General features: G+C 70.2%; 30 protein-coding genes and 1 tRNA gene. 10 read left to right on the forward strand and 21 right to left on the reverse strand.

What is annotated here, in order from left to right; translation table 11 throughout:
- Positions 1–6 precede the first annotated feature (6 nt).
- From yidC to rpmH, 6 genes are all read right to left on the reverse strand, one after another.
- Complete coding sequence (yidC, locus tag EEY80_RS15870) at positions 7–1,848, reverse strand: membrane protein insertase YidC (protein WP_126978104.1); 1,842 nt, start codon at positions 1,846–1,848, stop codon at positions 7–9.
- Positions 1,849–1,910: 62 nt separating this feature from the next.
- Positions 1,911–3,524, reverse strand: a complete 1,614-nt coding sequence (locus EEY80_RS15875; RefSeq protein ID WP_126978106.1) for a bifunctional diguanylate cyclase/phosphodiesterase — start codon at positions 3,522–3,524, stop codon at positions 1,911–1,913.
- 86 nt (positions 3,525–3,610) lie between these two features.
- Positions 3,611–4,483, reverse strand: a complete 873-nt coding sequence (gene ttcA, locus EEY80_RS15880; protein ID WP_126978108.1) for a tRNA 2-thiocytidine(32) synthetase TtcA — start codon at positions 4,481–4,483, stop codon at positions 3,611–3,613.
- A 1-nt stretch (position 4,484) separates the two neighbouring features.
- Positions 4,485–4,772, reverse strand: a complete 288-nt coding sequence (yidD, locus tag EEY80_RS15885) for a membrane protein insertion efficiency factor YidD (protein WP_126978110.1) — start codon at positions 4,770–4,772, stop codon at positions 4,485–4,487.
- On the reverse strand, positions 4,769–5,347 hold the full coding sequence (gene rnpA / locus EEY80_RS15890) for a ribonuclease P protein component (RefSeq protein ID WP_407920740.1): 579 nt from the start codon (positions 5,345–5,347) through the stop codon (positions 4,769–4,771). The genes yidD and rnpA overlap by 4 nt, the downstream gene beginning before the upstream one ends.
- Before the next feature lie 50 nt (positions 5,348–5,397).
- Positions 5,398–5,535 (reverse strand): 50S ribosomal protein L34, encoded by a 138-nt coding sequence (gene rpmH, locus EEY80_RS15895; protein WP_126978114.1) that lies wholly within the window; start codon positions 5,533–5,535, stop codon positions 5,398–5,400.
- Between the two features lie 350 nt (positions 5,536–5,885).
- Here rpmH and EEY80_RS15900 point away from each other — a divergent pair, with 350 nt between their 5' ends.
- The 4 genes from EEY80_RS15900 (at position 5,886) to EEY80_RS15915 (ending at position 9,262) form a co-directional block, all read left to right on the forward strand.
- Positions 5,886–7,301: a sensor histidine kinase gene (locus tag EEY80_RS15900; RefSeq protein ID WP_126978116.1), complete on the forward strand. Its 1,416-nt coding sequence runs from the start codon at positions 5,886–5,888 to the stop codon at positions 7,299–7,301.
- A gap of 106 nt (positions 7,302–7,407) precedes the next feature.
- Complete coding sequence (locus EEY80_RS15905) at positions 7,408–7,896, forward strand: DUF4405 domain-containing protein (protein ID WP_126978118.1); 489 nt, start codon at positions 7,408–7,410, stop codon at positions 7,894–7,896.
- A gap of 85 nt (positions 7,897–7,981) precedes the next feature.
- Positions 7,982–8,058: transfer RNA gene (locus EEY80_RS15910), tRNA-Arg, on the forward strand.
- 76 nt (positions 8,059–8,134) lie between these two features.
- Positions 8,135–9,262: an Acg family FMN-binding oxidoreductase gene (locus EEY80_RS15915; protein WP_235829877.1), complete on the forward strand. Its 1,128-nt coding sequence runs from the start codon at positions 8,135–8,137 to the stop codon at positions 9,260–9,262.
- A 256-nt stretch (positions 9,263–9,518) separates the two neighbouring features.
- On the opposite strand, the gene EEY80_RS15920 is transcribed toward EEY80_RS15915, so the two are convergent.
- The gene (locus tag EEY80_RS15920) at positions 9,519–10,043 is read right to left on the reverse strand and encodes an HD domain-containing protein (RefSeq protein ID WP_126978120.1); all 525 of its coding nucleotides are present in this window, start codon (positions 10,041–10,043) and stop codon (positions 9,519–9,521) included.
- 208 nt (positions 10,044–10,251) lie between these two features.
- Here EEY80_RS15920 and EEY80_RS15925 point away from each other — a divergent pair, with 208 nt between their 5' ends.
- The 4 genes from EEY80_RS15925 to EEY80_RS15940 all read left to right on the forward strand — a co-directional run bounded on the left by EEY80_RS15925 (position 10,252) and on the right by EEY80_RS15940 (position 14,845).
- On the forward strand, positions 10,252–10,461 hold the full coding sequence (locus tag EEY80_RS15925; protein WP_126978122.1) for a YgaP family membrane protein: 210 nt from the start codon (positions 10,252–10,254) through the stop codon (positions 10,459–10,461).
- A gap of 10 nt (positions 10,462–10,471) precedes the next feature.
- The gene (locus EEY80_RS15930) at positions 10,472–11,356 is read left to right on the forward strand and encodes an MBL fold metallo-hydrolase (RefSeq protein WP_126978133.1); all 885 of its coding nucleotides are present in this window, start codon (positions 10,472–10,474) and stop codon (positions 11,354–11,356) included.
- Between the two features lie 74 nt (positions 11,357–11,430).
- On the forward strand, positions 11,431–13,104 hold the full coding sequence (locus EEY80_RS15935; RefSeq protein WP_126978135.1) for a bifunctional protein tyrosine phosphatase family protein/NAD(P)/FAD-dependent oxidoreductase: 1,674 nt from the start codon (positions 11,431–11,433) through the stop codon (positions 13,102–13,104).
- 16 nt (positions 13,105–13,120) lie between these two features.
- A complete protein-coding gene (locus EEY80_RS15940) occupies positions 13,121–14,845 on the forward strand; it encodes a SulP family inorganic anion transporter (protein WP_126978137.1) in 1,725 nt (574 codons plus the stop codon).
- A 19-nt stretch (positions 14,846–14,864) separates the two neighbouring features.
- Here the strand turns inward: EEY80_RS15940 and EEY80_RS15945 are convergent, their stop codons facing one another.
- Both EEY80_RS15945 and EEY80_RS15950 read right to left on the reverse strand, forming a co-directional pair.
- On the reverse strand, positions 14,865–15,548 hold the full coding sequence (locus tag EEY80_RS15945) for a Crp/Fnr family transcriptional regulator (protein ID WP_126978139.1): 684 nt from the start codon (positions 15,546–15,548) through the stop codon (positions 14,865–14,867).
- Between the two features lie 124 nt (positions 15,549–15,672).
- Positions 15,673–16,065 (reverse strand): DUF2541 family protein, encoded by a 393-nt coding sequence (locus tag EEY80_RS15950; protein ID WP_126978141.1) that lies wholly within the window; start codon positions 16,063–16,065, stop codon positions 15,673–15,675.
- A gap of 385 nt (positions 16,066–16,450) precedes the next feature.
- On the opposite strand from EEY80_RS15950, the gene EEY80_RS15955 reads away from it, so the two are divergent.
- Positions 16,451–16,699: a hypothetical protein gene (locus EEY80_RS15955; protein ID WP_126978143.1), complete on the forward strand. Its 249-nt coding sequence runs from the start codon at positions 16,451–16,453 to the stop codon at positions 16,697–16,699.
- On the opposite strand, the gene EEY80_RS15960 is transcribed toward EEY80_RS15955, so the two are convergent.
- The 11 genes from EEY80_RS15960 to EEY80_RS16010 all read right to left on the reverse strand — a co-directional run bounded on the left by EEY80_RS15960 (position 16,659) and on the right by EEY80_RS16010 (position 24,483).
- Positions 16,659–17,468, reverse strand: a complete 810-nt coding sequence (locus EEY80_RS15960) for a division plane positioning ATPase MipZ (RefSeq protein WP_126978145.1) — start codon at positions 17,466–17,468, stop codon at positions 16,659–16,661. The two genes, EEY80_RS15955 and EEY80_RS15960, sit on opposite strands and share 41 nt — an antisense overlap.
- Positions 17,469–17,643: 175 nt before the next feature.
- A complete protein-coding gene (gene rpmE, locus EEY80_RS15965) occupies positions 17,644–17,865 on the reverse strand; it encodes a 50S ribosomal protein L31 (RefSeq protein WP_126978147.1) in 222 nt (73 codons plus the stop codon).
- A gap of 11 nt (positions 17,866–17,876) precedes the next feature.
- Positions 17,877–18,248 (reverse strand): 50S ribosomal protein L19, encoded by a 372-nt coding sequence (rplS, locus tag EEY80_RS15970; RefSeq protein ID WP_126978149.1) that lies wholly within the window; start codon positions 18,246–18,248, stop codon positions 17,877–17,879.
- Positions 18,249–18,298: 50 nt separating this feature from the next.
- On the reverse strand, positions 18,299–19,144 hold the full coding sequence (trmD, locus tag EEY80_RS15975) for a tRNA (guanosine(37)-N1)-methyltransferase TrmD (protein ID WP_126978151.1): 846 nt from the start codon (positions 19,142–19,144) through the stop codon (positions 18,299–18,301).
- The gene (locus tag EEY80_RS15980; protein ID WP_126978153.1) at positions 19,141–20,109 is read right to left on the reverse strand and encodes a hypothetical protein; all 969 of its coding nucleotides are present in this window, start codon (positions 20,107–20,109) and stop codon (positions 19,141–19,143) included. Before EEY80_RS15980 ends, trmD begins: the two co-directional genes overlap by 4 nt.
- Positions 20,106–20,660 carry a ribosome maturation factor RimM gene (gene rimM / locus EEY80_RS15985; protein WP_126978155.1) on the reverse strand — a complete coding sequence of 185 codons (555 nt, stop codon included), beginning with the start codon at positions 20,658–20,660 and terminating at the stop codon, positions 20,106–20,108. Before rimM ends, EEY80_RS15980 begins: the two co-directional genes overlap by 4 nt.
- Before the next feature lie 261 nt (positions 20,661–20,921).
- Positions 20,922–21,275, reverse strand: a complete 354-nt coding sequence (gene rpsP, locus EEY80_RS15990) for a 30S ribosomal protein S16 (RefSeq protein WP_126978157.1) — start codon at positions 21,273–21,275, stop codon at positions 20,922–20,924.
- Between the two features lie 42 nt (positions 21,276–21,317).
- The gene (locus EEY80_RS15995) at positions 21,318–21,617 is read right to left on the reverse strand and encodes a chorismate mutase (RefSeq protein WP_126978159.1); all 300 of its coding nucleotides are present in this window, start codon (positions 21,615–21,617) and stop codon (positions 21,318–21,320) included.
- Positions 21,614–22,150: a GNAT family N-acetyltransferase gene (locus EEY80_RS16000; protein WP_126978161.1), complete on the reverse strand. Its 537-nt coding sequence runs from the start codon at positions 22,148–22,150 to the stop codon at positions 21,614–21,616. The genes EEY80_RS15995 and EEY80_RS16000 overlap by 4 nt, the downstream gene beginning before the upstream one ends.
- The gene (gene ffh / locus EEY80_RS16005) at positions 22,147–23,664 is read right to left on the reverse strand and encodes a signal recognition particle protein (protein ID WP_126978163.1); all 1,518 of its coding nucleotides are present in this window, start codon (positions 23,662–23,664) and stop codon (positions 22,147–22,149) included. Before ffh ends, EEY80_RS16000 begins: the two co-directional genes overlap by 4 nt.
- Positions 23,665–23,898: 234 nt before the next feature.
- Positions 23,899–24,483 (reverse strand): FMN-dependent NADH-azoreductase, encoded by a 585-nt coding sequence (locus EEY80_RS16010; RefSeq protein WP_126978166.1) that lies wholly within the window; start codon positions 24,481–24,483, stop codon positions 23,899–23,901.
- Between the two features lie 177 nt (positions 24,484–24,660).
- Here EEY80_RS16010 and EEY80_RS16015 point away from each other — a divergent pair, with 177 nt between their 5' ends.
- On the forward strand, positions 24,661–25,563 hold the full coding sequence (locus tag EEY80_RS16015; RefSeq protein ID WP_126978168.1) for a LysR family transcriptional regulator: 903 nt from the start codon (positions 24,661–24,663) through the stop codon (positions 25,561–25,563).
- Positions 25,564–25,588: 25 nt separating this feature from the next.
- On the opposite strand, the gene EEY80_RS16020 is transcribed toward EEY80_RS16015, so the two are convergent.
- Positions 25,589–26,422, reverse strand: a complete 834-nt coding sequence (locus EEY80_RS16020; RefSeq protein WP_126978170.1) for a bifunctional allantoicase/(S)-ureidoglycine aminohydrolase — start codon at positions 26,420–26,422, stop codon at positions 25,589–25,591.
- Position 26,423 lies beyond the last annotated feature (1 nt).

Consider the following 26,423-nt stretch of genomic DNA (forward strand, 5'->3'; position numbering starts at 1 on the left):
GGCCGGTCATTTCTTCGCCGGGGCGGCGGGTTCGGCCTTCTTGCGTTTGAACCCGGCCCGGATGTTGCCGAAGAGGTCGGGCCGGTGCCCGTGCATGGTCATGATCAGGTATTGCTGGATGAAGGTGATGGTGTTGTTCGCGATCCAGTAGAGCACGAGGCCCGAGGCGAAGCCCCCCAGCATGAACATGAAGATCCAGGGCATCCAGGCGAAGATCATCTGCTGTGCCGGGTCGGCGGGCGCGGGGTTCAGCTTCTGCTGGAACCACATCGAGACGCCGAGGCAGATCGGCAGGATGCCGAGCGAGAAGATGAAGAACAGCGAGCCCGGTTCCGGCGTGGCATAGGGCAGCAGCCCGAACAGGTTGAGGATCGAGGACGGGTCCGGCGCCGACAGGTCGCGGATCCAGCCGAACCACGGCGCATGGCGCAGTTCCAGCGTGACGAAGATCACCTTGTAGAGCGAGAAGAAGATCGGGATCTGCAGCAGCACCGGCAGGCAGCCCGAAGCCGGGTTCACCTTCTCGCGCTTGTAGAGCGCCATCATCTCCTGCTGGAACTTGGCGCGGTCGTCGCCGGTCTTTTCCTTCAGCTTCTCCATCTCGGGCTGAAGTTCCTTCATCTTCGCCATCGAGATGTAGGATTTGCGCGCCAGCGGGAAGACGATGGCCTTGATGATCAGCGTCAGCGCGATGATCGCCCAGCCCATGTTGCCGATCACGCCATGCAGCCAGTGCAGCAGGATGAAGATCGGCTTGGTCAGGAAGAAGAACCAGCCCCAGTCGATGGAGTCGACGAAGCGGTCGATGCCGACATCGTTCTGGTAGTGGCGGATCGCCTCCCATTCCTTCGCGCCGGCGAAGAGCATGGTTTCCACCCCCGCGGTCGCGCCCGGCGCGACCTCGACCACCGGCATCCGGGTCTCGGTCTGGTAGACGGCGGAGTTCGGGACATGCTTGACGACGGCGGTGAAGCTTTCGCCCGGCTTCGGCGCCAGCGCGGTCATCCAGTATTTGTCGGTGAAGCCGATCCAGCCGTTCTCGGCGACATCGGTGACCTCGACGGCCCCGCCTTCGCGCGCGGACTGTTCCAGTTCCGGCATGTCGTCGTAGTCGATTTCCTGCAGCGCGCCGTCGGCCATGCGGACGACGCCCTCGTGCAGCACCCAGATGCCCTGCGTCTGCGGCTCGCCATGGCGGGCGATGATGCCATAGGGGGCAAGGCGGACGGCGGCGCCGGTGGTGTTTTCCACGGTCTGGCCGATGGTGAAGAGGTAATCCTCGTCGACCGAGATGGTGCGGCGGAAGATCAGGCCCGCGCCATTGTCCCAGGCCAGCGTGACCGGCTGGCCGGGGGCGAGCGTGGTGCCGCTTTCCTGGGTCCAGACGGTGCGGGCATCCGGCACCGCCTCGGCGGGCAGGCCGCCGGCCGGCGCCCAGCCATAGACGGCGTAATAGGGCTGCGGCGCGCCGAGCGCGGCCTCGCCCACCGGGGTCAGCAGGCGCACGAGGCCGGAGGCCGGATCCAGCGTTTCCTTGTAGTCCTTCAGCGACAGGTCGTCGATGCGGCCGCCGGCCAGCGACAGCGAGCCGGTCAGGCGGGGCGTGTCGATGGCGATGCGCGGGGCGGCGGCGACCTCGACGGCGGCAGGGCTCGTGGCGGCATCGGCGACGGCCGGGGCATCGGCGGGCACGGCAGGCGGGGTGCCCCCTTCGGCCGGGGCGGTGGCGACGGCCGGCGCGTTCGGGTCCACGGTCGGCTGCGGCGGCGCGAAGACCGTGTACCAGACCAGGATCACCACGAAGGAGAGCACGGTCGCGAGGATGAGATTCTTGTTCTGATTGTCCATCGAAGGGACGCCACCTGTCCTGCCAAGGTTCGGGGAGGTTCAACAGAAGGGGGCGTCAAAGGTCAAGCGGTTTCACCCGCGCGGTCCGGGCGGGGCCGGACGGTCGGCAAGAGTTGATCGGCGGGCGCCGCCGCGCGCCCTAGCCCTGGCGGGGCAGGATGCGCAGCGGCTGAGTCCGGGCGGTTTCGTGCACGCCCCAGCCAGGCCGTCGCCGCCTCGGCCGGCATCGGCCGGGCGATGGCATAGCCCTGGACATGGGCGCAGCCCAGCTGTGCCAGCACCGTGTGTTCGCCCGCCGTCTCGACCCCTTCGCCCACGCAGTCCAGTTCCAGCCGTTCGGCCAGCGACAGGATCGCCGCGACCATGCGCCGCTGCGCCGGATCGCTGTCCACCCGGGCGACGAAGCTGCGGTCGATCTTCAGCCGGTTCACCGCGAAGCGCCGGATATGCGCGATCGAGGACTGGCCGGTGCCGAAATCGTCGAGGTCGATGCCGCAGCCCATGCCGGCCAGCAGCGCGACGTTGCGCGCCACCACCTCTTGCCCCGCATCGGCGACGACGGTTTCGAGAATCTCCACCGTCAGGCGCTGCGGGGCGAGGTCGAATCGGTCCAGTTCCCAACGGATGCGGTCGGGCAGGCGCGCGTCGCGCAGATCCTCGTGGCAGAAGTTCACCGCGACGCGCGGCACCGCCAGCCCCGCCCGGTCCCAGGCCCGGATCGCGGCAAGCGCCTGTGCGAGCATCGTGTCGCACAGGCGGCCGGACAGGCCGCCCGCCTGCAGCGCCGGCAGGAAGGCCGCGGGCGAGACGAGGCCGCGGCCCGGATGATCCCATCGCGCCAGGGCCTCCATTCCCGAGACGGCGCCGGTATCGGTGCACAGCTGGGGCTGGAAATGCGCGCGGATCTGCCCGGCCTCGAAGGCGCGGGCGATCTCGTCGGGGGCGGGGCCGGCGGGGTCGTCGCGGCGGGCGCGGGCCGGCAGCCCCAGTTCCGGCCCATAGGCGCGGATCGCCCCCGGCCCGGCCTGCCGTGCCGCCTCGAGCGCCCGGCAGGCCGCGGCCAGCAGGCCGGCGCCGGTTCGGTCGGGGGCGCGCCCGGCCAGGCAGAAGCCGACGGACAGGGTCGGATGCAGGGTCAGCCCGTCCAGTGCCAGGGGCAGTTCGGCCGCGGTCTGCAGGCGCGCGGCGATCTGGATCAGGCTTTCGAGGTCGGCCTGCCGCACCGGAGCAAGGCAGACGGCAAGGCGGGGACCGTCGAGCCGGATCACCCCGTCGCCGCCGCGCAGCGCCGCCCCCAGCCGGTCCGACACGGCGGCAAGGATGCGGTCGCGCGCCGCGGCGCCGTGACGGCGGGCCAGCGCCTCTGCCCCGTCCAGGGCGAGCGCGAGGCAGGCGGTGCCAAGCCCGTCGCGCGACGCGGCGGCAAGCGCCTTGTCCAGCAGGCATTCGGCGGCGGCCCTTCCCGCGGCGTCCGCATCCGGGCCAGCGTCGCCGAACGCATCGCCTGGCGCGGCACCGGGCGCGGTCAGCGCCACCGCCGTGATCGCGCCCACCAGCGCCGCGCCGCCCGCGCCGAACCACCAGCCCGCCAGCAGCAGCGCGGGTGCGAAGACGAAAACCTCGGGCCGCCGGACCGCCGCCCGCAGCCGCCGCCGGCTGGCCTGCCAGTTGATCATGAGCCGTCCCCCGCTGCGCCGGTCGGTCCCGGCAGCGGCAGGTTAGGGACGAAGCGTCAGCACCGGGTTAACCGCGATGGGTGCGATCAGTCGGCGGCCGGGCGCAGCCGGGGCGGGGCCTCGGCCTCCGCCGCACCACCCAGCATCAGCCCCGCGAAGTCGAACAGCGCCGGGTCGCACAGATGCGAGGGCCGGGCGTTCATCAGGGCGCGGAACATCACCTGCCGCCGGCCGGGGGTCCGCGCCTCCCACCCGTCGAGGATCTGCTTGACCTGCTGGCGCTGCAGCCCGTCCTGACTGCCGCACAGGTCGCAGGGGATGATCGGATAGTTCATCGCCCGGGCGAATTTCTCGCAATCCGCCTCGGCCACGAAGGCGAGCGGACGATACAGGAACAGATCCCCGTCCTCGTTCACCAGCTTCGGCGGCATCGTCGCCAGCCGCCCGCCATGGAAGAGGTTCATGAAGAACGTCTCGAGGATGTCGTCGCGGTGATGGCCCAGCACCACGGCGGTGCAGCCCTCCTCGCGCGCGATGCGATAGAGGTTGCCGCGCCGGAGCCGTGAGCACAGCGCGCAATAGGTGCGGTTGGCCGGCACCTTGTCCACGACGATGGAATAGGTGTCCTGATACTCGATACGGTGGGGCACGCCCATCCTCGTCAGGAACTCGGGCAGCACCGTCGCCGGAAAGCCGGGCTGGCCCTGGTCGAGGTTGCAGGCCAGCAGGTCCACCGGCAGCAGCCCGCGCCACTGCAATTCGTGCAGAACGGCCAGCAGGGTGTAGCTGTCCTTGCCGCCGGACAGGCAGACCAGCCATTTGCCGCCGCGTTCCACCATGCCATAGGTCTCGACCGCCTCGCGCACGTTCTGCACGATCCGCTTGCGCAGCTTCTTGAACTCGGTCGATTTCGGGGCGCCGTGGAACAGCGGGTGGATGTCGTCGGCTTCGTCCAGCATGTCAGACGTCCTTGCGCGCGGGATCGGGTGCGGGGGCGGGTGGCGGGGGATGCCGGGGCGGGGAACGGCGGGGCGGCACCGGATCATAGCCCGATCCGCCCCAAGGATGACAGCGGCAGATCCGGCCCGCGGCCAGCGCGGTGCCGCGGATGCCGCCATGTTCGCGCAGCGCGTCCAGAGCGTATTCCGAACAGGTGGGCTGGAACCGGCAGGATCGCCCCAGCCAGGGGCTGAGCAGCAGCCGGTAGCCGCGGACGGGCAGGGCGATCAGCGCGGCGAGCGGGGTCATCGCGGACCCTTGCCGCGGCGGCGCTGGCCGTCGCCCGCCGGTGCGGGGTGCTCGGGCGTGGGGCCGCCCTTGTCGGACCGCTGGGCGTGGACCTGCGCCAGCGCGCGCGTCAGGTCCGACAGGAGGTCGGCGAAGGGCCGGTCGATGGTGGCGCCGGGCCGTCCCACCAGCACATAGTCCCAGCCTGGCCGCGCGCCGCCCGGCAGCACCGCACGGGCCACTTCGCGCAACCGCCGCTTGGCCCGGTTGCGGGCGACGGCGTTGCCGATCTTCCGGGAACAGGTGAAGCCGACGCGCACGGATGTGGCGGGGGCGGGCTCGCCCTCGCGCCGCTGGCGGGCCTGCAGCAGGAACCCCGGCGCGCCCTGCCGCCGGGCCTGGGCCGCGCGCAGGAAGTCCGCCCTCTGGGTCAGCGTCACGATCATCGGCAGCCCTGCTTCACCCGGCCTTGCGTCACCCGGCCCTAAGTCATCCGGGCCTGCGTCACCCCGTCCCTCGCCCCGCGCGCAAACGGAAACCGCCGGAGGCGGCCTCGCGCGATCGACGGGATCGGGCGGGGGCGCGTCCGGCGGCATGGTCGCGTCAGGCATCGCGGCGGGCGCTCAGGCCCGCGCGCCGACGGCGATCAGGCGCACAGCACCTTGCGGCCACGGGCGCGGCGCGCGTTCAGGACCTTGCGGCCGCCCTTCGTCGCCATCCGCGCACGGAAGCCGTGCCGGCGCTTGCGAACCAGGTTCGACGGCTGGAAAGTGCGTTTGCTCATCGTTCTGCTCCATCTTCCGACGGCGCGAACCCGGCAAGGATTCGAGCGCCGCAGCATTCGAAGCCCGTCCTCTAAGGGCAGTCGCCGCGCAAGTCAACGACCGCGGGGCAGAAAATGTCGCCCGCCGCGCCCTGCCGCAATGGCCGCCGTCCCGGGCGCAACGCGCGGAAGTTGCGGCGGAATCCGGCACGGCGATTCGGGAATTTCGGCTTGCCGCTTTCAAACATTCGCGGGAACGCTTATTTGATCGGAAAAACCGTTACCATAACGACACAGGCCGGGGCGGCCGATCGGCGGGTCGCCAGACCGGCGGGTCGCCATCCGGCAAACCGCGAGGCCGAGAGGCGAGCATGCAGCGCGCGACTTTCCTGAACACGCTTTCAGGCCGCTTCCTGTTGCTGACCACCGCCGTCGTCCTTTTGGCGGAGGTGATGATCTTCGTGCCCTCGGTGGCGCGGTTCCGGGTGGATTATCTGGAACTGCGGCTGGAACGGGCGCAGATCGCCTCGCTGTCGCTCCTGGCTTCTGATGACGTGATCTCCGAGGATCTGGAACGCGAGCTTCTGGAAAACGCGGGCGTCTTCAACGTCGTCCTGCGCCGGGACGAGATGCGGCAACTGGTGCTGTCCTCGCCGATCCCGGGCGCGATCTCGGCCAGCTATGACCTGCGCGAGGCACAGGGGTTCACGCTGATCCGCGACGCGCTGGTCGATCTGGTGATCCCCGAGAACCGGATCATCCGCGTCATCGGCGAGCCGGTGCGCGAGGGCGGGTCGCAGATCGAGGTCACGATGGAGACGGGCCCGATGCGCAAGGAGATGCTGGCCTACGGGCTGCGGATCCTCGGCATGTCGGCGGTGATCTCGGTGCTGACGGCGATCCTTCTGTTCTTCGCGGTGCGGCGGCTGCTGGTGGTGCCGATCCGGCGGGTGGTCACGCATATGACCTCTTACGCCGAGGCGCCCGAGGATGCGCGGCGGGTGATCGAACCCACCGCCCGCATCGCCGAACTGCGCGAGGCCGAGGACGCCCTGCAAAGCCTGCAGACGCAGCTGACCGGCGCCTTGCGGCAGAAGGAGCGGCTGGCCCAGCTGGGCGGTGCCGTCGCCAAGATCAGCCACGACCTGCGCAACATCCTGACTACGGCGCAGATCTTTGCCGACCGGATGGAGGCGTCGGAGGATCCGGCGGTGAAGCGGGCGGCGCCGAAGCTGGTCGGCTCGATCAGCCGGGCGGTCAACCTGTGCGAAAGCACGCTGACCTTCGGCCGCGCCGAAGAGCCGCCGCCGCGGCTGGCGCGCTTCATGCTGGCGGGGCTGGTGACCGAGGTGCTGGAAGGCGAGCGTCCCTCGGCCGAGGCGGGGCAGATCGAGTTCGTCACCGACGTGCCGCCGAACCTCGCCATCCGCGCCGATGCGGAACAGCTGCATCGGGTTCTGCTGAACCTCGTGCGCAATGCCCGGCAGGCGATCGAGGCGACCAAGCGTGCCGGCACCGTCGAGGTCGGCGCGGGCGAGGATGACGGGCAATGGTGGATCCGCGTGGGCGATACCGGCCCCGGCCTGCCCGAGCGCGCCCGCCAGCACCTGTTCCAGCCGTTCCAGGGCGGCATCCGCAAGGGCGGCACCGGGCTCGGGCTCGCGATCTCGGCCGAACTGGTGCGCGGGCATGGCGGCCGGCTGGAACTGCTGCGGTCCGACGAGGAGGGCAGCGAGTTCATCATCCGCCTGCCGAAGTCGGTGAACCAGTCCGAGGCGGCGGCCTGACCCGCGCCCGAAGCTGCGGCACCCCGCCACAGCGGCCGCGCGGCGGAACCGGGGCCGGAATCGCGTAGGACGGGCGAACGCGCAGTCACAGCCACGGATTTCAGCCATGACTTTCCGCACCTGGGTCACGCCCCTGACGGCCGCCACCTTCGCCCTCGTCGCCGCCTCGGGCCTCCTGCTCTTCTTCCACCTCGCGCCCGGCGCCACCCGGGCGCTCCATGAATGGGTCGGCTGGGCGCTGGCCGCCGCCGTCGCGCTGCATCTGGTGCTGAACCGGCGCAGCCTGCGCGGCCATCTGCGCCGCCCGGCGATGCCGCTGCTGCTGGCGCTGGCGGCGGTCCTGACCCTGGGCCAGCTGTTCCTTCCGGCCGGCAGTCCGCCCTTCGCCGGGATGCGGGCGCTGGCGCAGGCCGCCGAACCGCGGACGCTGCGGGAACTGGCCGCCTTTGCCGGCATCGCCCCGGACGAGGCGGTGGCGCGGCTGGACGCGAAGGGTTTCGCGGTCCGGCCGGACATGAGCCTGCGACAGATCGCCGGCGCCGATCCGGCCGGGGCCAATGCGGTGCTGGCGGCGTTGCTGATCCCCCGGTCCTGAGCAGAGGGGCAGGGGCGGAACCGGCATTCCCGCGAATTCGCCCTTGCGCCGGCCCGGCCGGGTCGCTAAATGGCTGCCCTACAGCGGACCCGTAGCTCAGCTGGATAGAGCATCAGACTACGAATCTGAGGGTCGGGCGTTCGAATCGCTCCGGGTCCGCCATTTCCCCATACAGCATCGGCGAAGCCGGCAGGTCCGGGCCTTCGCCGCGTTCGCTGCCGAGGCCGATCCAGGATATGTGACCTGGATCAAAGAGCACCGGGGACGGATTTGCCATTGCTTGTGCATGGAAATCGGTAGGCGAATCTTCATTGGCGGCGCCGTCGCGGGTGCGGCAGCTTTCGGAGCCGGTCTTTGGTGGCGTGGTCTCTCGGCGCCATACGTCGCTGCGGCCGATCGCCTGAGATCGCCCCTTCCCTCCCTGCCGGAAACGCTCGACCTTGTCCGCTTCGCCACGCTGGGGGCGAACGGGCACAACACCCAGCCCTGGCGGTTCTCGAAGGTGGCCGATGGACTCGCCATCGCGCCCGACTTCTCTCGACGGACCCCGGTGGTTGATCCCGACGACCATCATCTCTACGCGAGCCTCGGCTGCGCCGCCGAGTCGCTGTCCATTGCCGCCCGCGCCCGCGGACTGTCCGGAGAGATCGGCGAGGCCGGGGCAGAGGGACTGATAGCGACGCTCCGTCCGGCTCAACCCGAGATTGGCGCGCTCTTCGCCGCGATCCCCGAACGTCAATGCACCCGGAGCGCATATGACGGCACACGGCTGACGTCCGAAGAGGTGGGCGTCCTCGCGGCAGAAGCGAAAGTTCACGGCGTGACGGCAATCTGGCGCGAGGGTGCGGCGGTCGAACCAATCCTCGACCTTGTGATTGCCGGCAACACGCGGCAGATGGAAAACCCGGCCTTCGTGGCCGAACTCAGGAAATGGATCCGCTTCAACGGCGCGCAGGCAGCCCGGACCGGCGATGGGCTCTACGCCGCCGTCTCCGGGAACCCGACCGCGCCAGAGACGATCGGGCGGATTCTTTTCGATGCCTTCTTCCGGATCGGGCCCGAGAACGACAAGTACGCACGCCACATCCGCTCCTCGGCCGGAATTTTCACGCTGGTCGCACCATCGAACGATCCCGCTGGCTGGATCGCGGCGGGCCGCGCCTACCAGCGTATGGCGCTCCGCGCGACGGCAATGGGCCTGCGAAACGCCTTCGTGAACCAGTCGGTCGAGGAGCCGGCGGTGCGCGCTGACCTCGCCTCGCTCCTCGACCTCGACGAGATGCGCCCGAACCTCGTGTTCCGCGTCGGGCGGGCGCCTCCGATGCCGCGCTCGCTCCGCCGCCTGCCCGAGGCAGTCATGAATTGACACCCTGGGTTCCAGAGATACTCCCCGCACTTAGGAACGAATGGTCGCGATGCGTATATGGGCGACAATCGCTTTTCGGCGGTGCTTCGGGCGGTGGTCCGCCGTCGAACGCTGGGATCGTGACGGAGAAGGCGAAGGTTCGAAGTATCCGCAGAGCAGGCACGTGCGCGGGGCGCGTCGAAGGGTCGTTCTAAGGCGAAAATGCTTGGCAGCGGGGTCGAGCGCTTCCCCATGGCATTCGACACCAACGTGCCGTTCAGCAGCGGTCCGCCCCATCGCCATCGTCATCGCCATTGTCGATGCGGCTGCGGGCCAGGATCGCCGCGTCGATGGTCTCGATGGCCCGCGCATAGCGCCGCGCCAGCGACGCTGCCGTGTCGGGCGGCAGCAGGCCCAGCCGGGCCGGGTCGCTGTTGTCGGCAAGATCGGCCCGCTTGACGCGGAGCGCGGAGACCGGCGCGCTGTCGGCCAGCGCCTCGATCCATTGCTGATAGCTGCGCCCGTCCTCGGGCCGCGTCAGCGCCGTGACCACGGCGACGATGTCCGGATCATAGCCGCGCGCGACGAGGCCCTGCGCGGTCATCGTCGTGTCCTCGATGGTGTCATGCAGCCAGACCGCGTGGCGTTCGGTCAGACTGGCGTCGGGATAGAGCCGCAGGAGATTGCGGGCCACGCGCCCGAGATGGCCGATATAGGGCTCGCCCGACTTGTCCGTCTGGGCGGCGTGGAGCATCCCCGCCAGCGCGGCCGTCTCTTCGACTGTCGGATGATCTGTGACCACGTTTCAGGGTCCGGGCTGGTTGGCAAACATGCGGGGATGATCGTCGCAAATCCCCGCCAGAGCCAGCCTGAACGCCCCGCGGGGTCGGCTGCGGCCCCTGCGCGCGACCGCCTGTCGCAGCGTGATCGCATCTCTTGGTGACCCAGGTCACCGACAGCGCCGCCGGATGTCGCGCATCCTGTCCCGGACATTGGGAAGGAGACATCCGATGACCGTCAACATGGGAACACTCGACCGCGGCCTGCGCGTGCTCGCCGGCATCGTCCTCATCATCCTCGCCTTCGGAACCGACTTCGCCGCGACGGGGGTGCTGCACTGGGTGCTGACCGTCGCGGGGGCGGTGATGCTGCTGACCGCCGTGATCGGCTATTGCCCGCTTTATTCCGCGATCGGGCTGCGCACCTGCCGCGCCCGCTGAGGAGGGGACCATGACCTATCCCGTCCACATGAACGTCCACCCCGAGGTGACGGGCTTCTTCGACCCGGCCACCAACACCATCAGCTATGTGGTGAAGGATCCCGGATCCTCCGCCTGTGCCATCGTCGATTCGGTGATGGACATCGACTATGCCGCCGGCCGGATCAGCCATGACCATGCCGACGAGATCATCGCCTTCGTCGAGGCCCACGGCCTGACCGTCGACTGGCTGATCGAGACGCATGTCCATGCCGATCACCTGTCGGCGGCGCCCTATATCCAGCAGCGGCTGGGGGGCAAGCTGGGGATCGGCCGCAACATCACCGTGGTGCAGGAAACCTTCGGCAAGCTCTTCAACGAAGGCACCGAGTTCCAGCGCGACGGCAGCCAGTTCGACCGGCTGTTCGACGATGGCGACACCTATCGCGTCGGGGGCATGGACTGCCTGGCGATCCACACGCCGGGCCACACGCCCGCCTGCATGACCCATGTGATGGGCGATGCGGCCTTCGTGGGCGACACGCTGTTCATGCCCGATGGCGGCTCGGCCCGCGCCGATTTCCCCGGCGGCGATGCCGGGGTGCTGTACGATTCCATCCAGAAGGTGCTGGCCCTGCCCGATGCCATGCGCCTGTTCATGTGTCACGACTACGGCCCGAACGGCCGCGACATCCGCTGGGAAACGACGGTGGGCGAGGAAAAGGCCCACAACATCCATGTCGGCGGCGGCCGCAGCAGGGAAGAGTTCGTCCGCTTCCGCACCGAACGCGATGCCACGCTGTCGATGCCGAAGCTGATCATCCCCTCGCTGCAGGTCAACATGCGCGGGGGCGAACTGCCGCCCCCCGATGACAGCGGCCAGCGCTTCCTGAAGGTGCCGATCAACGGCCTGTAGGACGGATTGATGGCCGCCCCGGCGTGGGGAAACCGCCGGGGCGCGCATCGCATGCGAGGGGAGGAGACGCGCGAATGGAGCTGAAGACGATCCATGAGGGGCTGACGGTCAGCCCCCAGATTCATGCCGGGGACATGCCCGAGATCGCCCGTCAGGGCTTTCGCGCGGTGATCTGCAACCGGCCCGACGGCGAGGCGGCCGATCAGCCGGGCGAGGCGGAACTGGCGCTGGCCGCGCGGGCGGCGGGGCTGGAATTCCGCTACATGCCGGTGGTGCCGGGAAAGGCCGATCAGGCCGATGCCGCGGCCTTCGCCGCCGCGCTGCGCGACCTGCCGGGGCCGGTGCTGGCCTTCTGCCGGACGGGCACCCGCTCGGCCACCCTCTGGGCGCTGTCCGAGGCGCGCGACCGGCCGCTGCCGCAGATCCTCGCCACCGCGCGGATGGCGGGATACGACCTGTCCGGCCTGTCACGGATGCTGGCGCAGGGCGGCCGCGCGGTGCCGGCGGGGGACGAGCTGTCGCATGCGGTGGTCATCGTCGGGGCGGGCGCGGCGGGCATCGCCGTCGCCGCCTCGCTGAAGGCGCGCCAGCCGGATCTGGACGTGGCGGTGATCGACCCCGCCGATGTGCATTACTATCAGCCGGGCTGGACGATGGTGGGCGCCGGCATCTTCGAACCGCGCGAGACGGCGCGCACCACCGGCGGGCTGATCCCCCGGGGCGTCACCTGGATCAAGGCCGCGGTCGTGGCCTTCGAGCCCGAGAAGAACGCCGTGGTGCTGGAAGGCTGTCGCATCGTCACCTACGGCCGGCTGATCGTCTGCCCGGGACTGAAGCTCGACTGGCACGCGATCCCCGGCCTGGCCGAGACGCTGGGCCGGAACGGCGTCACCTCGAACTATCGCTACGACCTCGCGCCCTATACATGGCAGCTGGTGCAGGGGCTGACCGAGGGCCGGGCGCTGTTCACGCAGCCGCCGATGCCGATCAAATGCGCGGGCGCGCCGCAGAAGGCGATGTACCTGTCCGCCGACCACTGGCTGCGGTCCGGCCGGCTCGACCGCATCTCGATCGAGTTCCTGAATGCCGGCGGGGTGCTCTTCGGGGTGAAGGACTATGTGCCGGCGCTGATGGACTATGTGCAGCGCTATCACGCGACGCTGTCCTTCTTTCACCGGCTGGTGGCCATCGACGGCCCCGCCCGCACCGCCACATTCGAGATCGCGGCGCCGGATCAGCCGCCACGGACCGAGACGCGCGCCTTCGACATGATCCATGTGGTGCCGCCGCAGGTCGCGCCGGATTTCATCCGCGTCTCGCCGCTGGCCGATGCGGCGGGCTGGGTCGATGTCGATCCCCACACGCTGCGCCACCGGATGTTCGACAATGTCTGGTCGCTGGGCGATGCGATGAACGCCCCCAACGCCAAGACCGCCGCCGCGGCGCGCAAGCAGGCGCCGGTCGTGGCGGACAATATCGTGGCCGATCTGGCCGGCCGGTCGGCGGTGTCGCAATACGATGGCTACGGCTCTTGCCCGCTGACGGTGGAACGCGGGAAGATCGTGCTGGCGGAATTCGGCTATGGCGGGGCGCTGAAGCCCTCGTTCCCGCGCTGGCTCCTGGACGGCACCCGGCCCAGCCGGGCCGCCTGGTGGCTGAAGGAGCGGATCCTGCCCCCCGTCTACTGGCAGGGGATGCTGAAGGGCCGCGAATGGCTTGCCCATCCCGACCGGGTGACGCAAGGGTAAGGACGAAAGAGCCGCGATGCGCCTGACCCGATACCTGCCGATCCTCGACTGGGGGCGCCGCTATGACCGCGCGGCACTGTCCTCCGATCTCGTCGCCGCGGTGATCGTCACGATCATGCTGATCCCGCAGTCGCTGGCCTATGCGATGCTGGCCGGCCTGCCGCCCGAGGCGGGGATCTATGCCTCGATCGCGCCGATCCTGCTCTATGCCGTCTTCGGCACCAGCCGGGCGCTGGCGGTGGGGCCGGTGGCGGTGGTGTCGCTGATGACGGCGGCGGCGGTGGGCGAGGTCGCGCAGGCAGGCACGGCCGGCTATGCCGCGGCGGCGCTGACGCTGGCCTTGCTGTCGGGCGGGATGCTGCTGGCGATGGGGCTGTTGCGCATGGGCTTCATCGCCAATTTCCTCAGCCATCCGGTGATCGCGGGCTTCATCACCGCCAGCGGCATCCTGATCGCCACCAGCCAGCTGCGCCACATCCTGGGCGTCCAGGCCGGCGGCGATACCCTGCCCGAGATGCTGACGGGCCTGATCCGAGCCCTGCCGCAGACCAACCCGGTCACGCTGGCGATCGGGGCCGCGGCCACGGCCTTCCTGTTCTGGGCGCGCAAGGGGCTGAAACCCGCGCTGATCCGGGCCGGGATGCGCCCCGGCCTTGCGGCGCTGGCGACGCGGACCGGGCCGGTGCTGGCGGTCGTCGCCACCACGGCGCTGGTGGCGGGGCTGCGGCTGGACCGGCAGGGCGTGTCGGTCGTGGGTGCGGTGCCGCAGGGACTGCCGCCCTTCACCCTGCCTGCCCTGTCGCCCGACCTGCTGGGGGCGCTGCTGCTGCCGGCGGCGCTGATCTCGATCATCGGGTTCGTCGAATCGATCTCCGTCGCGCAGACGCTGGCCGCCAAGCGGCGCCAGCGGATCGACCCCGATCAGGAACTGGTGGGGCTGGGGATGGCGAACCTCGGCGCGGCCTTCACCGGCGGCTACCCGGTGACCGGCGGCTTCGCGCGCTCGGTCGTCAACTACGACGCGGGGGCGGAAACGCCCGCCGCCGGGGCCTTCACCGCCATCGGACTGGCCATCGCCGCGCTGCTGCTGACGCCGCTGATCCACTACCTGCCCAATGCGACGCTGGCCGCGACAATCATAGTGGCGGTGCTGAGCCTCGTCGATTTCGGCATCCTGCGCCGGGCCTGGGGCTATTCGCGGCCCGATTTCGCCGCCGTCGCCGCCACCATCGCGCTGACGCTGCTGGCGGGGGTCGAGGCCGGCGTGTCCGCGGGGGTGGTGCTGTCGATCCTGCTGCACCTCGCCCACAGCGCGCGGCCGCATGTGGCCGAGGTCGGGCTGATGCCCGGCAGCCAGCATTTCCGCAACATCCGCCGCCACCGGGTCGAGACGCATCCCGCCGTGCTGACGCTGCGGGTGGACGAAAGCCTGTGGTTCGCCAATGCGCGGTTCCTCGAGGATTATGTGCTGGACCGGGTGACGGGCGATACCGCGCTGCGGGACGTGGTGCTGATGTGCTCGGCGGTGAACCGCATCGACCTGTCGGCGCTGGAAACGCTGGAAAGCCTGAACCACCGGCTGCGCGACATGGGGCTGCGGCTGCACCTGTCCGAGGTGAAGGGCCCGGTGATGGACCGGCTGAAGACCACGCATCTGCTGGACGACCTGACGGGCGAGGTGTTCCTGTCGCAATACGACGCTTGGCACAGCCTGTGCGGCAAGGCCGACGCGGCCGCCTGAACGGGCGCGGGGCGCTGCGTCAGCTGCGCGCCAGACGCGCCAGCGCGGCGGGGGCGGTCAGCCGGATCTCGCCCCGCGCCTGTTCGATCCAGCCGCGGCGGACGAAGTCCTGCAACAGGCGCGAGACGACCTCGCGCGCGGTGCCCAGATCGTTGGCCAGCGCCTGATGCGTGACCCGCACCACCCCGTCCTCGGCCAGGGCGGCCAGACGGGCGGCGAGCCGCACATCCATCCGGTTGAAGGCGATGTCCTCGATCACGCCGAACAGTTCGGTGATCCGGCGCGAGAAGGCGGCGAAGACGAACTGCCGGAACTCGCGCGAGGCGGCCACCAGTTCGTCGAAGGCCTCGCGCGGCAGGGTGGCGGCGATCACCTCCGTCTCGGCCACGCCCTCGGCGGTGTAATCCTCATAACCCAGCAGGCAGGCCGTGGTCAGCACGCAGGTGTCGCCGGCCTGGACCCGGTACAGCAGCACCTCGCGGCCGTTTTCCCCGCGCTGCTGCACCCGCACCGCACCCTTGAGCAGCAGCACCATCGCCGTGGGCGCCTGGCCGGGACCGAAGAGCCGCGTGCCCTCCGGCAGGTGGACGACCCGCGCCGCCGCCAGCAGGCGGTCGCGCAGATCCTGCGACAGGCCGGCGAGCCCGTCGAAACGGCGGGTCCAGTCGGCATCGGACAGATCGGGGGCAGGGGGCGCGGTCATGCGGGGCCGGGTGCGGGAACGGTCCCCGCGAGCATCGCGCGAAGCGCGGGCCGGCACAACCGCCCCCGGCAGGGCGGCGACGGGACTGGACCCGCCGCGCGTGGCGGCGGGTCCGGGGGCCGCCTCAGGAGGTACGGCCGTAGAACTTCAGATGCGCGGGGTTCTTCGGCGCCTCGCCGTAGAACACCTCGATCCGGTCGATGGCGGCGCCATCCTCCATCGGCAGCGCGATCTCGCGCGTCTCGTTGCCTTCGGGGATGCGCTTCTGGATCGAACGCTCGACGCTGCGCCCGCCGGCGAAATGCACGACGACGCGGTCGATCTGCGCGGCGGACTGCTGGACCCGCACCTGCAGCGCGGTCAGCTTGCCCTTGTCGGCGCCCACCTCGATGGTGTCATGGGCGTCGCCGCGGGTCAGGTAGTATTCGCCGAGATAGATCACCTCGGCCGATGCGGCCACGGGTGCCAGCGCACCGATGGCAAGCGCAAGGCCGAGAAGGCCCTTGCGGAGGGTCATGGGGATATCCTTTCTGCTCGATGGATCGTCCGCCCGCGAAGCGGGTGCAGAAGGCCGGAAGTGGAACGGTCACGAAGGACCGGAACGGGGCGCAACCGCAACACGGGGTCTGGACCTGACTGGGCGGGGGCCTGTTTACCCCGCGTCGCCATTAAACCACGAGGCGAGTATCGCGGCAACGCGGCAGGGCCGGGACGGGGCGCGGCAGGGCCCGCGAAGGCGGCAAGACGCCGACACGTTTTCGTGGGCGCGGCCCGGGGCGGCCCGCGGGCGGCACGGGTGCACCGTCTTGCGCCGAAATTCCCCGCAGCCGCCGCAATTTTGCCCGCTGCCGGCACGAGCCTCGGCCTATCCCGATCCCGGTTCCCCGCTGCAAGAGGCCAAGATGCGACTGACCGACCTGCTGCATCCCGCCGTCGTCCTGGCCGCGCCAGAGCCGGATTTCGAGGTCTTCGAACTGCGTCTGGCCCGGATGATCGGCGCGGACCGGGTGGTGTCGCCCGCCGCACCGGTCTTCCGAGCCGCGGGACCGGCCGATCCCGCCGGCTCGGGCCGGGGCATCGCCCGCGGGCGGATCTTTCGCCCGCGGCTGTTCAGAATGCGACGGTCACGTTCGGCAAGCGCAGCTCCTTGACCAGATCGCGCAGTTCCTGCCGGGCGGCGACGTTCGACAGGCTCAGCCCCTCGACCCCCACATCCTTCAGATCCAGCAGCGTCAGCCCGCGCGGAAACAGCTCGCGGAAGATCACCCGTTCCGAAAAGCCCGGCGACACGCGAAAGCCGATGCGCCGCGACAGGTTCGCCAGCGCGTCGCCCACCTTCTTCTTGTTGTGCATCTGCTGCGCGCCCAGCCGGTTGCGCAGCACGATCCAGTCGATGGGCTTCAGCCCGGCCCGCGCCCGCAGCTGCCGCGCGTTCCAGACCATCTCGGCATAGATCGAGGGGCCGAGCACGCGGCCCGTTTCCGGATCCGTCCGGGCGAGCAGGTCGAAGTCGATGAAACTGTCGTTCAGCGGCGTCACCAGCGTATCGGCCAGCGAGTGCGCCACCTGGCTCAGCCGCGTATGCGAGCCGGGGCAGTCGATCAGGATGAAGTCGCATTGCGCGTCCAGCCCCGCCACCGCCGCCGACAGCCGGTGGTCGAAGATGTTCTCGCCCGCGGGCAGGCTCGCCTCGTCGATCTCGGGCAGGTCGCGGTATTCGGGCGTGGGCAGGTCCAGCCCCTCGCGCGCGGCGAAGGCGCGGCGGTTTTCCAGATAGCGGCCAAAGCTCTTCTGCCGCACGTCGAGGTCGAGCGCCCCCACCCGCCAGCCCATGCGGGCAAGCGCCGTGGCGACATGCATGCAGGTCGTGGACTTGCCCGACCCGCCCTTCTCGTTCCCGGTGACGATGATATGCGCCACGTCCGATCCCCTCTGCCGCCCCACACTGCTATATGTTGCGGTCGCCATCAGGGGAAGCGCGAGCGACAGGTTTATCCACCGCTTTCCGCTGCGCGCCGCCCGGGTGACGCGGCGGCGCAACGCAAAGGGGCGCGCCCTGTGGCGCGCCCCCCGTATCCGTCGATGGCAGGCAGGCTCAGAAGCCGAGGCCCGCGTATTTGTTCTTGAACTTCGACACGCGGCCGCCGGTGTCCATCAGCTTGGCGTTGCCGCCGGTCCAGGCCGGATGCGCCAGCGGGTCGATGTCGAGCGACATGGTATCGCCTTCCTTGCCCCAGGACGACCGGGTCTGGTAGGTCGTGCCGTCGGTCATCTTGACGGTGATGAAGTGGTATTCGGGATGGATGCCCTGTTTCATCGGTCCGCTCCTCAGGCCTTGGGTTTGTAGTTGCTGACTTCGGCGATCCGGGCGGATTTGCCGCGGCGCGACCGGAGGTAGTACAGCTTGGCACGGCGCACCTTGCCGCGGCGCACGACCTCGATCGAGTCGATGTTGGTCGAATACAGCGGGAACACCCGTTCCACGCCCTCGCCGAACGAGATCTTGCGCACGGTGAACGAGGCCGCGATGGTTTCGCCGCCCTTGCGCGAGATGCAGACGCCTTCATAGGCCTGCACGCGCGAGCGGGTGCCCTCGGTCACCTTGTAGCCGACGCGGATCGTGTCGCCGGCCTTGAAATCCGGGATGGTCTTGCCGAGGGCGGCGATCTGTTCCGCCTCGATCTGTGCGATCAGGTTCATCGCATGGTCCTTTGCTCTGCTCGCGGTTCAGCCCGCGAAGTGATGCGCCCTCAGAGCTCTCGGTCTTCATCCGGGTCCGTGCCGTGCCGTGCACACCACGCCCGCCAGAGATCAGGACGGCGTTCCTTGGTCAGGCGTCTTGCCTGGTCCCGCCGCCAGACGGCGACTTTCGCGTGGTTCCCGGACAGAAGAATTTCCGGTATGGCGCGACCGTTCCACACGGCGGGTTTCGTGAACTGCGGGTGTTCCAGCAGACCGTCCGAGAAGGATTCCTCCTCGGTGGACGCCTGATTCCCGAGCACGCGGGGTATAAGGCGAACGGTCGCGTCGATCAAGGCCTGTGCGGCGATCTCGCCGCCGGTCAGGACGAAATCGCCAAGGCTGATCTCCTCGACCCCGTAATGGTCCAGCAGCCGCTGGTCCACGCCCTCGAACCGGCCGCAGAGAAGGGTGATGCCGTCGGTCTGCGACAGCCGTTCCGCGGTCGCCTGATCGAAGGGCCGGCCGCGTGGCGAGAGGTAGATCACCGGCCAGCGCGCGCGGTCGGCGGGCGTGCCCTCGGCCGCGCGGTCCAGCGCCCGGGCCACCACATCGGCGCGCAGCACCATGCCGGCGCCGCCGCCCGCGGGCGTGTCGTCCACGTTGCGATGCCGCCCCTCGCCGAAGGGGCGCAGGTCGATCGTCTCCAGCGCCCACAGCCCGCTGTCCAGCGCCTTGCCGGTCAGCGACAGGCCCAGCGTGCCGGGAAAGGCCTCGGGGAACAGCGTCACGATCTTCGCCCGCCACGCGCCCTTCACCCGCAGCGGCCCGTCCATCAGGTCGCGCGGGGTCAGCGAGGCGGAAATCGACAGCCGCCCGTGCGAACGGGGCGCGGCTCCGGGCTTGCGGTCGGTCATGCGCCCGTCCCGTCCAGCTGGCTGACCAGCCGCCGCAACCGTTCGGCGCGGGCGGGATCGGTCTCCACCGCCTGCCGCGCCGTCGCGGCGCGGCGCAGGCCGCCGGTGCCCGTTTCGAACCCCGTCTTGCCCAGCCAGCTTTCGGCCAGCGCCAGCGATTCGTCGATGCGGCCCGGCGCGGAACTGGCCAGCCCGTCCGCCGCCAGCGCCGCCACCGCCTCGTTCGACAGGCGCGTGGTGCGGCTGGCCGGATGGGCCAGGAACCGCAGCAACACCAGGTCCCACAGCGGATGGCTGCCGCGCCGGCGGGCCAGCGCCTCATAGGCGCCATCGCCATCGGGAAGCCGGGCCAGTTCATCGACCTCGCGGTCGAGGTCGCCGGCATCGGAAACCGAGGAATGGATCAGCGACTCCAGCCGGGTCAGCACCGCGCCCAGCGAGTCGCGCCCCGCCTCGGCCCCGGCAAGGGCGGCGGCGATGCGGTCGGCCTCGCCGCCCAGGGGCGTGCCGGCCTCGGCTGCCGCATCCTCGCGCCGCGCGATCTCGGCCCGGGCCTCGGCCATCAGCCGGTCCACCTGCGGGTCGGGTCCGCGGCGGTTGCCGGCCAGCGCCATGGGCAGCGCCGCCAGCGCCAGCGCCACCGGCAGCCACAGCGGCACGGGCAGCGGTTCGCCCGCCATGCCGGCAAAGCCCCGCCCCAGCCCGAAGGCCGCCGCGATCAGCAGCGATTGCAGCAGCGCCTTGGCCGCCAGCCGCGCCGCCACCGGCGCCATCGGCCCGCCGGCGGGCAGCGCCCACAGCCGCGGCCGCGCCAGCGCCAGCCACAGCACGAAGGCCGCGACGAAGACCGGCAGCAGGGCGATGGGCGTCACCGCCAGCCCCGCCAGCAGCGGCGCGAGGTGGATGAGCCCGCCCGACAGCGGCAACAGCACCCCCGGCGCGTGCAGCGTGCCCCCGGCCATCATGCGTCTTCCGGCGGATCGGCGATCAGGCGCCGCGCGGTCAGGTCGACCGTCGGCACCACCGCGCGGGTGAAGGGCAGCAGCAGCGCGCTGCGCTGGCCGGGGGCGAAGACCTCGATTATGTCGCCCGCGCCGTGGTTGTGGATGGCCCGCACCGTGCCCAGCACCGCCCCGCCGGGGTCGAGCACCTGCAGCCCGATCAGGTCGGCATGGTAGAATTCGTCATCCGGCAGCGAGGGCAGGCGGTCGCGCTCGGCCCAGAGGGTGACGCCCTTCAGCGCATCCGCCTGTTCCTTGCTGGCCACGCCCGACAGCCGCGCGCCGAGCCCGCCGGTGACGGGCCGGGTCAGCCGGACGGTGAAGCTGCGGCTGCCATCCTCGGTGTAGAGCGGCGCATAGGCAGCGATGGCCTCGGGTTCGGCGCAGAAGCTCTTCAGCCGCACCTCGCCCTGCACGCCGAAGGCCCCGGCGATGGCGCCGACGCAGACGCGGTCCTGCCCCGGCTGCGGGGCCGTGCCCGGACCCTGACTTTGCACCCTCTCGCCCTCGGCCATGGTCGCCTGTCACTCCTCCGCACCCCGGACGGCCCGACCCCGGACGGCCCGAACCCGGCCGCCCGCACCGCCACCCGCCCGTGAAAACGGCGGGCAGCCACCGCCACCCGCCGCAAATTTCAGCGCAAACCGCGGCCTTTTCAAGGCGCACGCGATGCGGCGGCCCAAGGCCAGCCGAGGCCCGCCGAGGCCTGCGCGCCGGCACCGTGCGCCGGATCGCGCGCCCCGTCGCGGCTGGCCCGCCCCGGCGTCAGCCGGCGATCACTCGGCGGTCGCGGCGGCGGCCTTCTTGGCCTTCTCTTCGGCGCGGGCCTTGGCTTTCTTGCCCGGCTCGGCCTGCTTGGGGTTGTTGCGGGTCTTCTTGGCGGCGATGCCGGCGGCTTCCAGCATCCGGGCGATCCGGTCGGTGGGCTGGGCGCCCTGCGACAGCCAGTACTGCACCCGCTCCAGGTTCATCTTCACCCGGTCTTCGCTGTCCTTGGCCAGCAGCGGGTTGTAGGTGCCCAGCTTCTCGATGAAGCGGCCGTCGCGCGGCATGCGCGAGTCGGACGCGACGATCGAATAGTGCGGGCGCTTTTTCGAGCCGCCGCGGGCCAGACGGATTTTCATCGACATGTCAGTTTCTCCTTGGTCGTGTCGAACCGGGCAGGATGCCCGTCATTTCTGCAGTTTCTCGTGATGCCTGATGACTTCGCTGATGATGAAGGTCAGGAATTTCTTGGCGAAGGCCGGGTCGAGGTCGGCCTCGCGCGACAGCCGTTCCAGCCGCTCGATCTGGGCGGCCTCGCGCGCCGGGTCCGAGGGCGGCAGGTCGTGTTCGGCCTTCAGCCGGCCCACCGCCTGCGTGTGCTTGAACCGTTCGGCCAGCGTGTAGACAAGGATCGCGTCCAGCCGGTCGATGCTGTCGCGATGTTCGTGCAGCAGGGCCGCGGCGCGGCTGGCGGTGTCGGCGGTCATGCGGCCTCCGGTCGGGGGTGGCGGAAGACGCGGCAGGGGCCGTCGCCGGGAAAGGCCGCGCCCGGTTCCTCGACGGCGCCGAGGCGCAGGGCCAGCGCGGCGGACCGGTCGTTCGCGGGGGCGATGTAGCTGACGGCGGTGGTCCAGCCGAGGTCGCGGAAGGCATGGACGCGGGCGGCGGCAGCGGCCTCGAAGGCCAGACCCTTGCCCTCGGCCCCCGGTGCCCAGACCGACCAGCCGAGTTCCCGTTCCGGCCAGCCCTCGGGATACCACGGACCGGTCATGCCGAGGGGCGTGCCTTCGGGCGTGGCGAAGACGAAGCTGCCGAAGCCGCGCATCGCCCAATGGCCGATCACATGGCCGAAGGCACGCCATGCCGTATCGCGGCTGTAGGGGCCGCCCATGTGGCGCGACCGGTCCGACATGGCGAAGGCGCACCACGCCTCCCAGTCCGATCCCTCGGGCGCGCGCAGCACCAGCCGTTCGGTGCGCAGCACGGGGGTATCGGTCAGTGCGGGGGACGCGGCCGTCATTTCTTGCGCCCGATCCCCAGGCCCGACAGGTTGCCCGGCAGGTTCACGCCGCTGCCGCCCAGCCCGGGCAGGCCGCCCGGCATCCCGCCGCCGACCTTGCCCTGCAGCGCCTTCGCGGCCTCTTCCATCTGGGCGGGGTCCATCTTCGACGGGTCGGGCATGCCCTTGCCGCCGAACATCTGCATGGCCTGCTTCAGCATGCCGCCCTTGCCCATCTTGCCCAGCTTCTTCATCGTGTCGGCCATCTGCCGGTGCATCTTCAGCAGCCGGTTGAGTTCCGCCACGTCCAGCCCCGCGCCCGCCGCGATCCGCTTCTTGCGGCTGGCCTGCAGCAGGTCGGGATTGGCGCGTTCCTTCTTGGTCATCGAGTTGATCAGCGCGATCTGGCGGCGGATCGTCAGGTCGTTCATGCCGGCGGCCTCGGCCTGCTTGGCCATCTTGCCCATGCCGGGCATCATGCCCATCACGCCCTGCATCCCGCCCATCTTCAGCATCTGGTCGAGCTGCCCCTTCAGGTCGTTCATGTTGAACAGACCCTTCTGGAACCGCTTCATCATCCGCTCGGCCTGTTCGGCCTCGAAGACTTCCTGCGCCTTCTCGACCAGCGCGACGATGTCGCCCATGCCGAGGATGCGGCCGGCGATGCGTTCGGCCTCGAAGGTCTCGATCGCATCCATCTTCTCGCCCAGACCGACGAAGCGGATGGGCTTGCCGGTGATGGCGCGCATCGACAGGGCGGCGCCGCCGCGCCCGTCGCCGTCCATCCGGGTCAGCACCACGCCGGTGATGCCGACCTTGCCGTCGAATTCGGTGGCGACGTTGACCGCGTCCTGCCCGGTCAGGCCGTCGACGACCAGAAGCGTCTCGCGCGGCTGCGCGACGTCGCGCACCGCCTGCACCTCGTCCATCAGCACGTCGTCGATATGCAGACGGCCCGCGGTGTCGAGGATGTAGACGTCATAGCCGCCCAGCGTCGCCTGCTGCTTCGCCCGCTTGGCGATCTGCACCGCCGACTCGCCCTTGACGATCGGCAGCGTCTCGACCCCGATCTGCTGGCCGAGGATGGCGAGCTGTTCCATCGCCGCCGGGCGGTTGGTGTCGAGCGAGGCCAGCAGCACGCGCTTCTTCTCGCGGTCCTTCAGGCGCTTGGCGATCTTGGCGGTGGTGGTGGTCTTGCCCGAGCCCTGCAGGCCGACCATCAGGATCGGCGCGGGCGGGCTGTCGATCTTCAGCTGGCCGGGATCGCCCTCGCCCTTCAGCACATGGATCAGTTCGTCATGGACGATCTTCACCACCTGCTGGCCGGGCGTCACCGACCGGGTGACGGCGGCGCCGGTGGCCTTGGCGGTGACGGCCTTGACGAAGGACCGGGCGACCGGCAGCGACACGTCGGCTTCCAGCAGCGCGACGCGAACCTCGCGCATCGCGGTTTCCACGTCCTCGGCGCTGAGCGCGCCCTGCTTCGTCAGCCGCTCGAAGACCCCGGAGAGCCGTTCGGACAGATTCTCGAACATCGCGCGGCCCTCCTTCGGCCTGTTGACACCCTGCCGGCCATATGGGGACCGACGCCTGAAACCCAACCCTCAAAGCGGAACGGCACCCGTGGGCGCAACGCGCTGACGGATGGCGATCCCCCCGGACGGGACGGGACCGGAAGCAGTGCACTTCCGGGAATTCCGGCAGCCCCTAAACGCAGCCGGCCGCGGAGTCAAGCCGCGGCCGGTTCGTCGAATGGGGCGGGGTGGGGCTCAGGCGGCCAGCGCGTCGACCGCGGCCTCGGCCTTGGCGATGGTGCCGACCGGGTCGAAGACCATCGCGTCGGCGGTGATGAACTCCACCGACTCGAAGCCGAGGAAGGTCAGCATGTGGCGCACATAGCCGCTGGCGAAGTCGAAGTCCGACCCGAAGCGGGTGCCGTCCGAGGACATCACCACATAGGCGCGCTTGCCTTTCAGCAGGCCCTCGGGGCCGGCCTCGCTATAGCGGAAGGTGATGCCCTTGCGGGCGATGTGGTCGAACCAGGTCTTCAGCGTGGCCGGCACGCCGAAATTGTAGATCGGCAGGCCGATCACCACGATGTCCGCCGCCAGCAGTTCGGCGAGGATCGCCTCGGACTCGGCGGCGATCCGGGTCTGGTCGGCGTCGCGCGCCTCGGCGGGGGTGAAGACGGCGCCCAGCCAGGCCGGATCGACCGGCGGGATGCCCGCGGCGAGGTCGCGGGTGGTGACAGTCGCGCCGCCGGCGGTCAGGCGGTCGATCAGGCGGTCGGTCAGCTGGCGCGAGACCGAGCCTTCGGGTTTGATGGTCGCGTCCAGGCGCAGGATGCTGGTCATGTCACAAGTCCTCTCTGCCGGTCCGCTTCACCGCGAGGCCGGGTGGTTCGTCATCTGGGGTTGGAGTGCCGGGCGTCGAAGCGGTGATGCCCCGCGGTGGCCTTTGCAAAGTTGGCCATTGCATTCCCGAACACAACCTACATATTCGCACCCGTACTGTTGAAAGGCGCACAGGCGATGAGCTTTCAGAACTGGGACGAGATCCGCACCGCCTATCAGGTGGCGCGCATCGGGACGGTCAGCGGCGCGGCGGATGTGCTGGGGGTGCATCATGCCACGGTGATCCGGCATATCGACGCGCTGGAAACCCGGCTGGGCGCGAAGCTGTTCCAGCGCCATGCCCGCGGCTATACGCCCACCGAGGCGGGGCAGGAGCTGCTGAAGGTCGCCGAGACGACCGAGGACCAGTTCAGCCAGCTGGCCGCCCGGATCAACGGCGCCGGGTCCGAGATGTCGGGCGAACTGGTGGTGACCTCGCTGCCCGGCCTGTCGCAGCTGGTGACGCCGGTGATGGCGCAGCTGATGGCCGATCATCCGCAGCTGATCGTGCGCTATGTCACCGACCTGCGGGTGTTCCGGCTGGAATACGGCGAGGCGCATGTGGCGATCCGCGCCGGCGCCGCGCCCACCGAACCCGATAACGTGGTGCAGCGGCTGCACGAATATCAGGTCGCGCTCTATGGTTCCTCGGCCTATGTCGCGGCGCATGGCCAGCCCGCCACCGCGGCGGACCTTGCCGCGCATCGCTTCGTTGGCCCCGAGGATCTGTCCACCCGGGCCCCTTTCTACCGCTGGCTGGCGCAGCAGGTGCCGCGGGACCGCGTCACCTATCGCTGCAACGACAACGAGTCGACCGAGGCGGCGGTGCGCGCCGGGCTGGGGCTGGGCTTCCTGCCGGTGCCGATGGGCCGCCATGCGCCCGATCTGGTCGAGGTGATGCCCGCGCGCGAGGAATGGACCTCGCCGCTGTGGCTGGTGACCCATGTGGACCTGCACCGCACGACCAAGGTCCAGGCCTTCCTGACCGCGATCAAGGCGGCGGCGCGCGACTGGCCGGCGCAATGTTCCGGCCGGCACTGACCGGCGCACTGATCGGCGCGGTGCGCTAGCGCCCCAGCACCCCGCGCAGCCGGGCGTGGCGGTTCACATCCTTGTACAGCAGATAGCGGAACGGGCCCGGCCCGCCCGCATAGCAGGCCTGCGGGCAATAGGCGCGCAGCCACATGAAGTCGCCGGCCTCGACCTCAACCCAGTCGCGGTTCAGCTTGTAGACCGCCTTGCCCTGCAGCACGTAGAGCCCGTGCTCCATCACATGCGTTTCCTCGAAGGGGATGGTCGCGCCGGGCTGCAGGGTGACGATGTTCACATGCATGTCGTGCCGCAGGTCGGCCGGATCGACGAAGCGGGTGGTGGCCCAGCCCCCGCCGGTATCGGGCATGGCAATGGGCGCGATTTCGGCCTCGTCGGTGACGAAGGGGTCGGGGCGGGCGATGCCCTCCGCCGGTTCCCAGATCTTGCGGACCCAGTGGAAGCGCGCGGGTTCGGTCCCGCCATTGCGCAGCCGCCAGTCGCAGCCCGCCGGCAGATAGGCATAGCCGCCGGGGCCGAGCTCATGCTCCTCGCCGCCGATCCGCAGCCAGATCACCCCGCCGGTGACGAAGATCACCCCCTGCGCGCCGGCATCGGGTTCCGGCCGGTCGGACCCGCCGCCGGGGGCCACCTCCATCACATACTGGCTGAAGGTTTCGGAGAATCCCGACATCGGCCGCGCGATCAGCCACATCCGCGTGCCGGACCATCCGGGCAGGAAGCTGGTGACGATGTCCGAGAACACGCCCTTGGGCAAAAGGGCATAGGCCTCGGTGAAGACGGCCCGCTGGGTCATCAGCCGGGTCTGGGGCGGCAGGCCGCCGGGGGGCGCGTAATAGCTGGGGGGCATG

This window comes from Frigidibacter oleivorans (genome assembly GCF_003993775.1).
Classification (GTDB): domain Bacteria; phylum Pseudomonadota; class Alphaproteobacteria; order Rhodobacterales; family Rhodobacteraceae; genus Frigidibacter; species Frigidibacter oleivorans.

What these genes read in the sequence shown, in the direction of transcription:
- EEY80_RS15940 (WP_126978137.1), top strand. Translation starts at nt 13,121, where the DNA reads ATGCGCCTGACCCGATACCTGCCGATCCTCGACTGGGGGCGCCGCTAT.
- EEY80_RS15900 (WP_126978116.1), top strand. Translation starts at nt 5,886, where the DNA reads ATGCAGCGCGCGACTTTCCTGAACACGCTTTCAGGCCGCTTCCTGTTG.
- EEY80_RS15955 (WP_126978143.1), top strand. Translation starts at nt 16,451, where the DNA reads ATGCGACTGACCGACCTGCTGCATCCCGCCGTCGTCCTGGCCGCGCCA.
- rpsP (WP_126978157.1), bottom strand. Translation starts at nt 21,275, where the DNA reads ATGTCGATGAAAATCCGTCTGGCCCGCGGCGGCTCGAAAAAGCGCCCG.
- EEY80_RS15980 (WP_126978153.1), bottom strand. Translation starts at nt 20,109, where the DNA reads ATGATGGCCGGGGGCACGCTGCACGCGCCGGGGGTGCTGTTGCCGCTG.
- rpmE (WP_126978147.1), bottom strand. Translation starts at nt 17,865, where the DNA reads ATGAAACAGGGCATCCATCCCGAATACCACTTCATCACCGTCAAGATG.
- rpmH (WP_126978114.1), bottom strand. Translation starts at nt 5,535, where the DNA reads ATGAGCAAACGCACTTTCCAGCCGTCGAACCTGGTTCGCAAGCGCCGG.
- rimM (WP_126978155.1), bottom strand. Translation starts at nt 20,660, where the DNA reads ATGGCCGAGGGCGAGAGGGTGCAAAGTCAGGGTCCGGGCACGGCCCCG.
- rplS (WP_126978149.1), bottom strand. Translation starts at nt 18,248, where the DNA reads ATGAACCTGATCGCACAGATCGAGGCGGAACAGATCGCCGCCCTCGGC.
- EEY80_RS16020 (WP_126978170.1), bottom strand. Translation starts at nt 26,422, where the DNA reads ATGCCCCCCAGCTATTACGCGCCCCCCGGCGGCCTGCCGCCCCAGACC.
- ffh (WP_126978163.1), bottom strand. Translation starts at nt 23,664, where the DNA reads ATGTTCGAGAATCTGTCCGAACGGCTCTCCGGGGTCTTCGAGCGGCTG.
- EEY80_RS16010 (WP_126978166.1), bottom strand. Translation starts at nt 24,483, where the DNA reads ATGACCAGCATCCTGCGCCTGGACGCGACCATCAAACCCGAAGGCTCG.
- trmD (WP_126978151.1), bottom strand. Translation starts at nt 19,144, where the DNA reads ATGACCGACCGCAAGCCCGGAGCCGCGCCCCGTTCGCACGGGCGGCTG.
- yidC (WP_126978104.1), bottom strand. Translation starts at nt 1,848, where the DNA reads ATGGACAATCAGAACAAGAATCTCATCCTCGCGACCGTGCTCTCCTTC.
- EEY80_RS15925 (WP_126978122.1), top strand. Translation starts at nt 10,252, where the DNA reads ATGACCGTCAACATGGGAACACTCGACCGCGGCCTGCGCGTGCTCGCC.
- EEY80_RS15995 (WP_126978159.1), bottom strand. Translation starts at nt 21,617, where the DNA reads ATGACCGCCGACACCGCCAGCCGCGCCGCGGCCCTGCTGCACGAACAT.
- EEY80_RS15945 (WP_126978139.1), bottom strand. Translation starts at nt 15,548, where the DNA reads ATGACCGCGCCCCCTGCCCCCGATCTGTCCGATGCCGACTGGACCCGC.
- ttcA (WP_126978108.1), bottom strand. Translation starts at nt 4,483, where the DNA reads ATGCTGGACGAAGCCGACGACATCCACCCGCTGTTCCACGGCGCCCCG.
- EEY80_RS16000 (WP_126978161.1), bottom strand. Translation starts at nt 22,150, where the DNA reads ATGACGGCCGCGTCCCCCGCACTGACCGATACCCCCGTGCTGCGCACC.
- EEY80_RS15950 (WP_126978141.1), bottom strand. Translation starts at nt 16,065, where the DNA reads ATGACCCTCCGCAAGGGCCTTCTCGGCCTTGCGCTTGCCATCGGTGCG.
- rnpA (WP_407920740.1), bottom strand. Translation starts at nt 5,347, where the DNA reads ATGCCGCCGGACGCGCCCCCGCCCGATCCCGTCGATCGCGCGAGGCCG.
- EEY80_RS16015 (WP_126978168.1), top strand. Translation starts at nt 24,661, where the DNA reads ATGAGCTTTCAGAACTGGGACGAGATCCGCACCGCCTATCAGGTGGCG.
- yidD (WP_126978110.1), bottom strand. Translation starts at nt 4,772, where the DNA reads ATGACCCCGCTCGCCGCGCTGATCGCCCTGCCCGTCCGCGGCTACCGG.
- EEY80_RS15935 (WP_126978135.1), top strand. Translation starts at nt 11,431, where the DNA reads ATGGAGCTGAAGACGATCCATGAGGGGCTGACGGTCAGCCCCCAGATT.
- EEY80_RS15930 (WP_126978133.1), top strand. Translation starts at nt 10,472, where the DNA reads ATGACCTATCCCGTCCACATGAACGTCCACCCCGAGGTGACGGGCTTC.
- EEY80_RS15875 (WP_126978106.1), bottom strand. Translation starts at nt 3,524, where the DNA reads ATGATCAACTGGCAGGCCAGCCGGCGGCGGCTGCGGGCGGCGGTCCGG.
- EEY80_RS15905 (WP_126978118.1), top strand. Translation starts at nt 7,408, where the DNA reads ATGACTTTCCGCACCTGGGTCACGCCCCTGACGGCCGCCACCTTCGCC.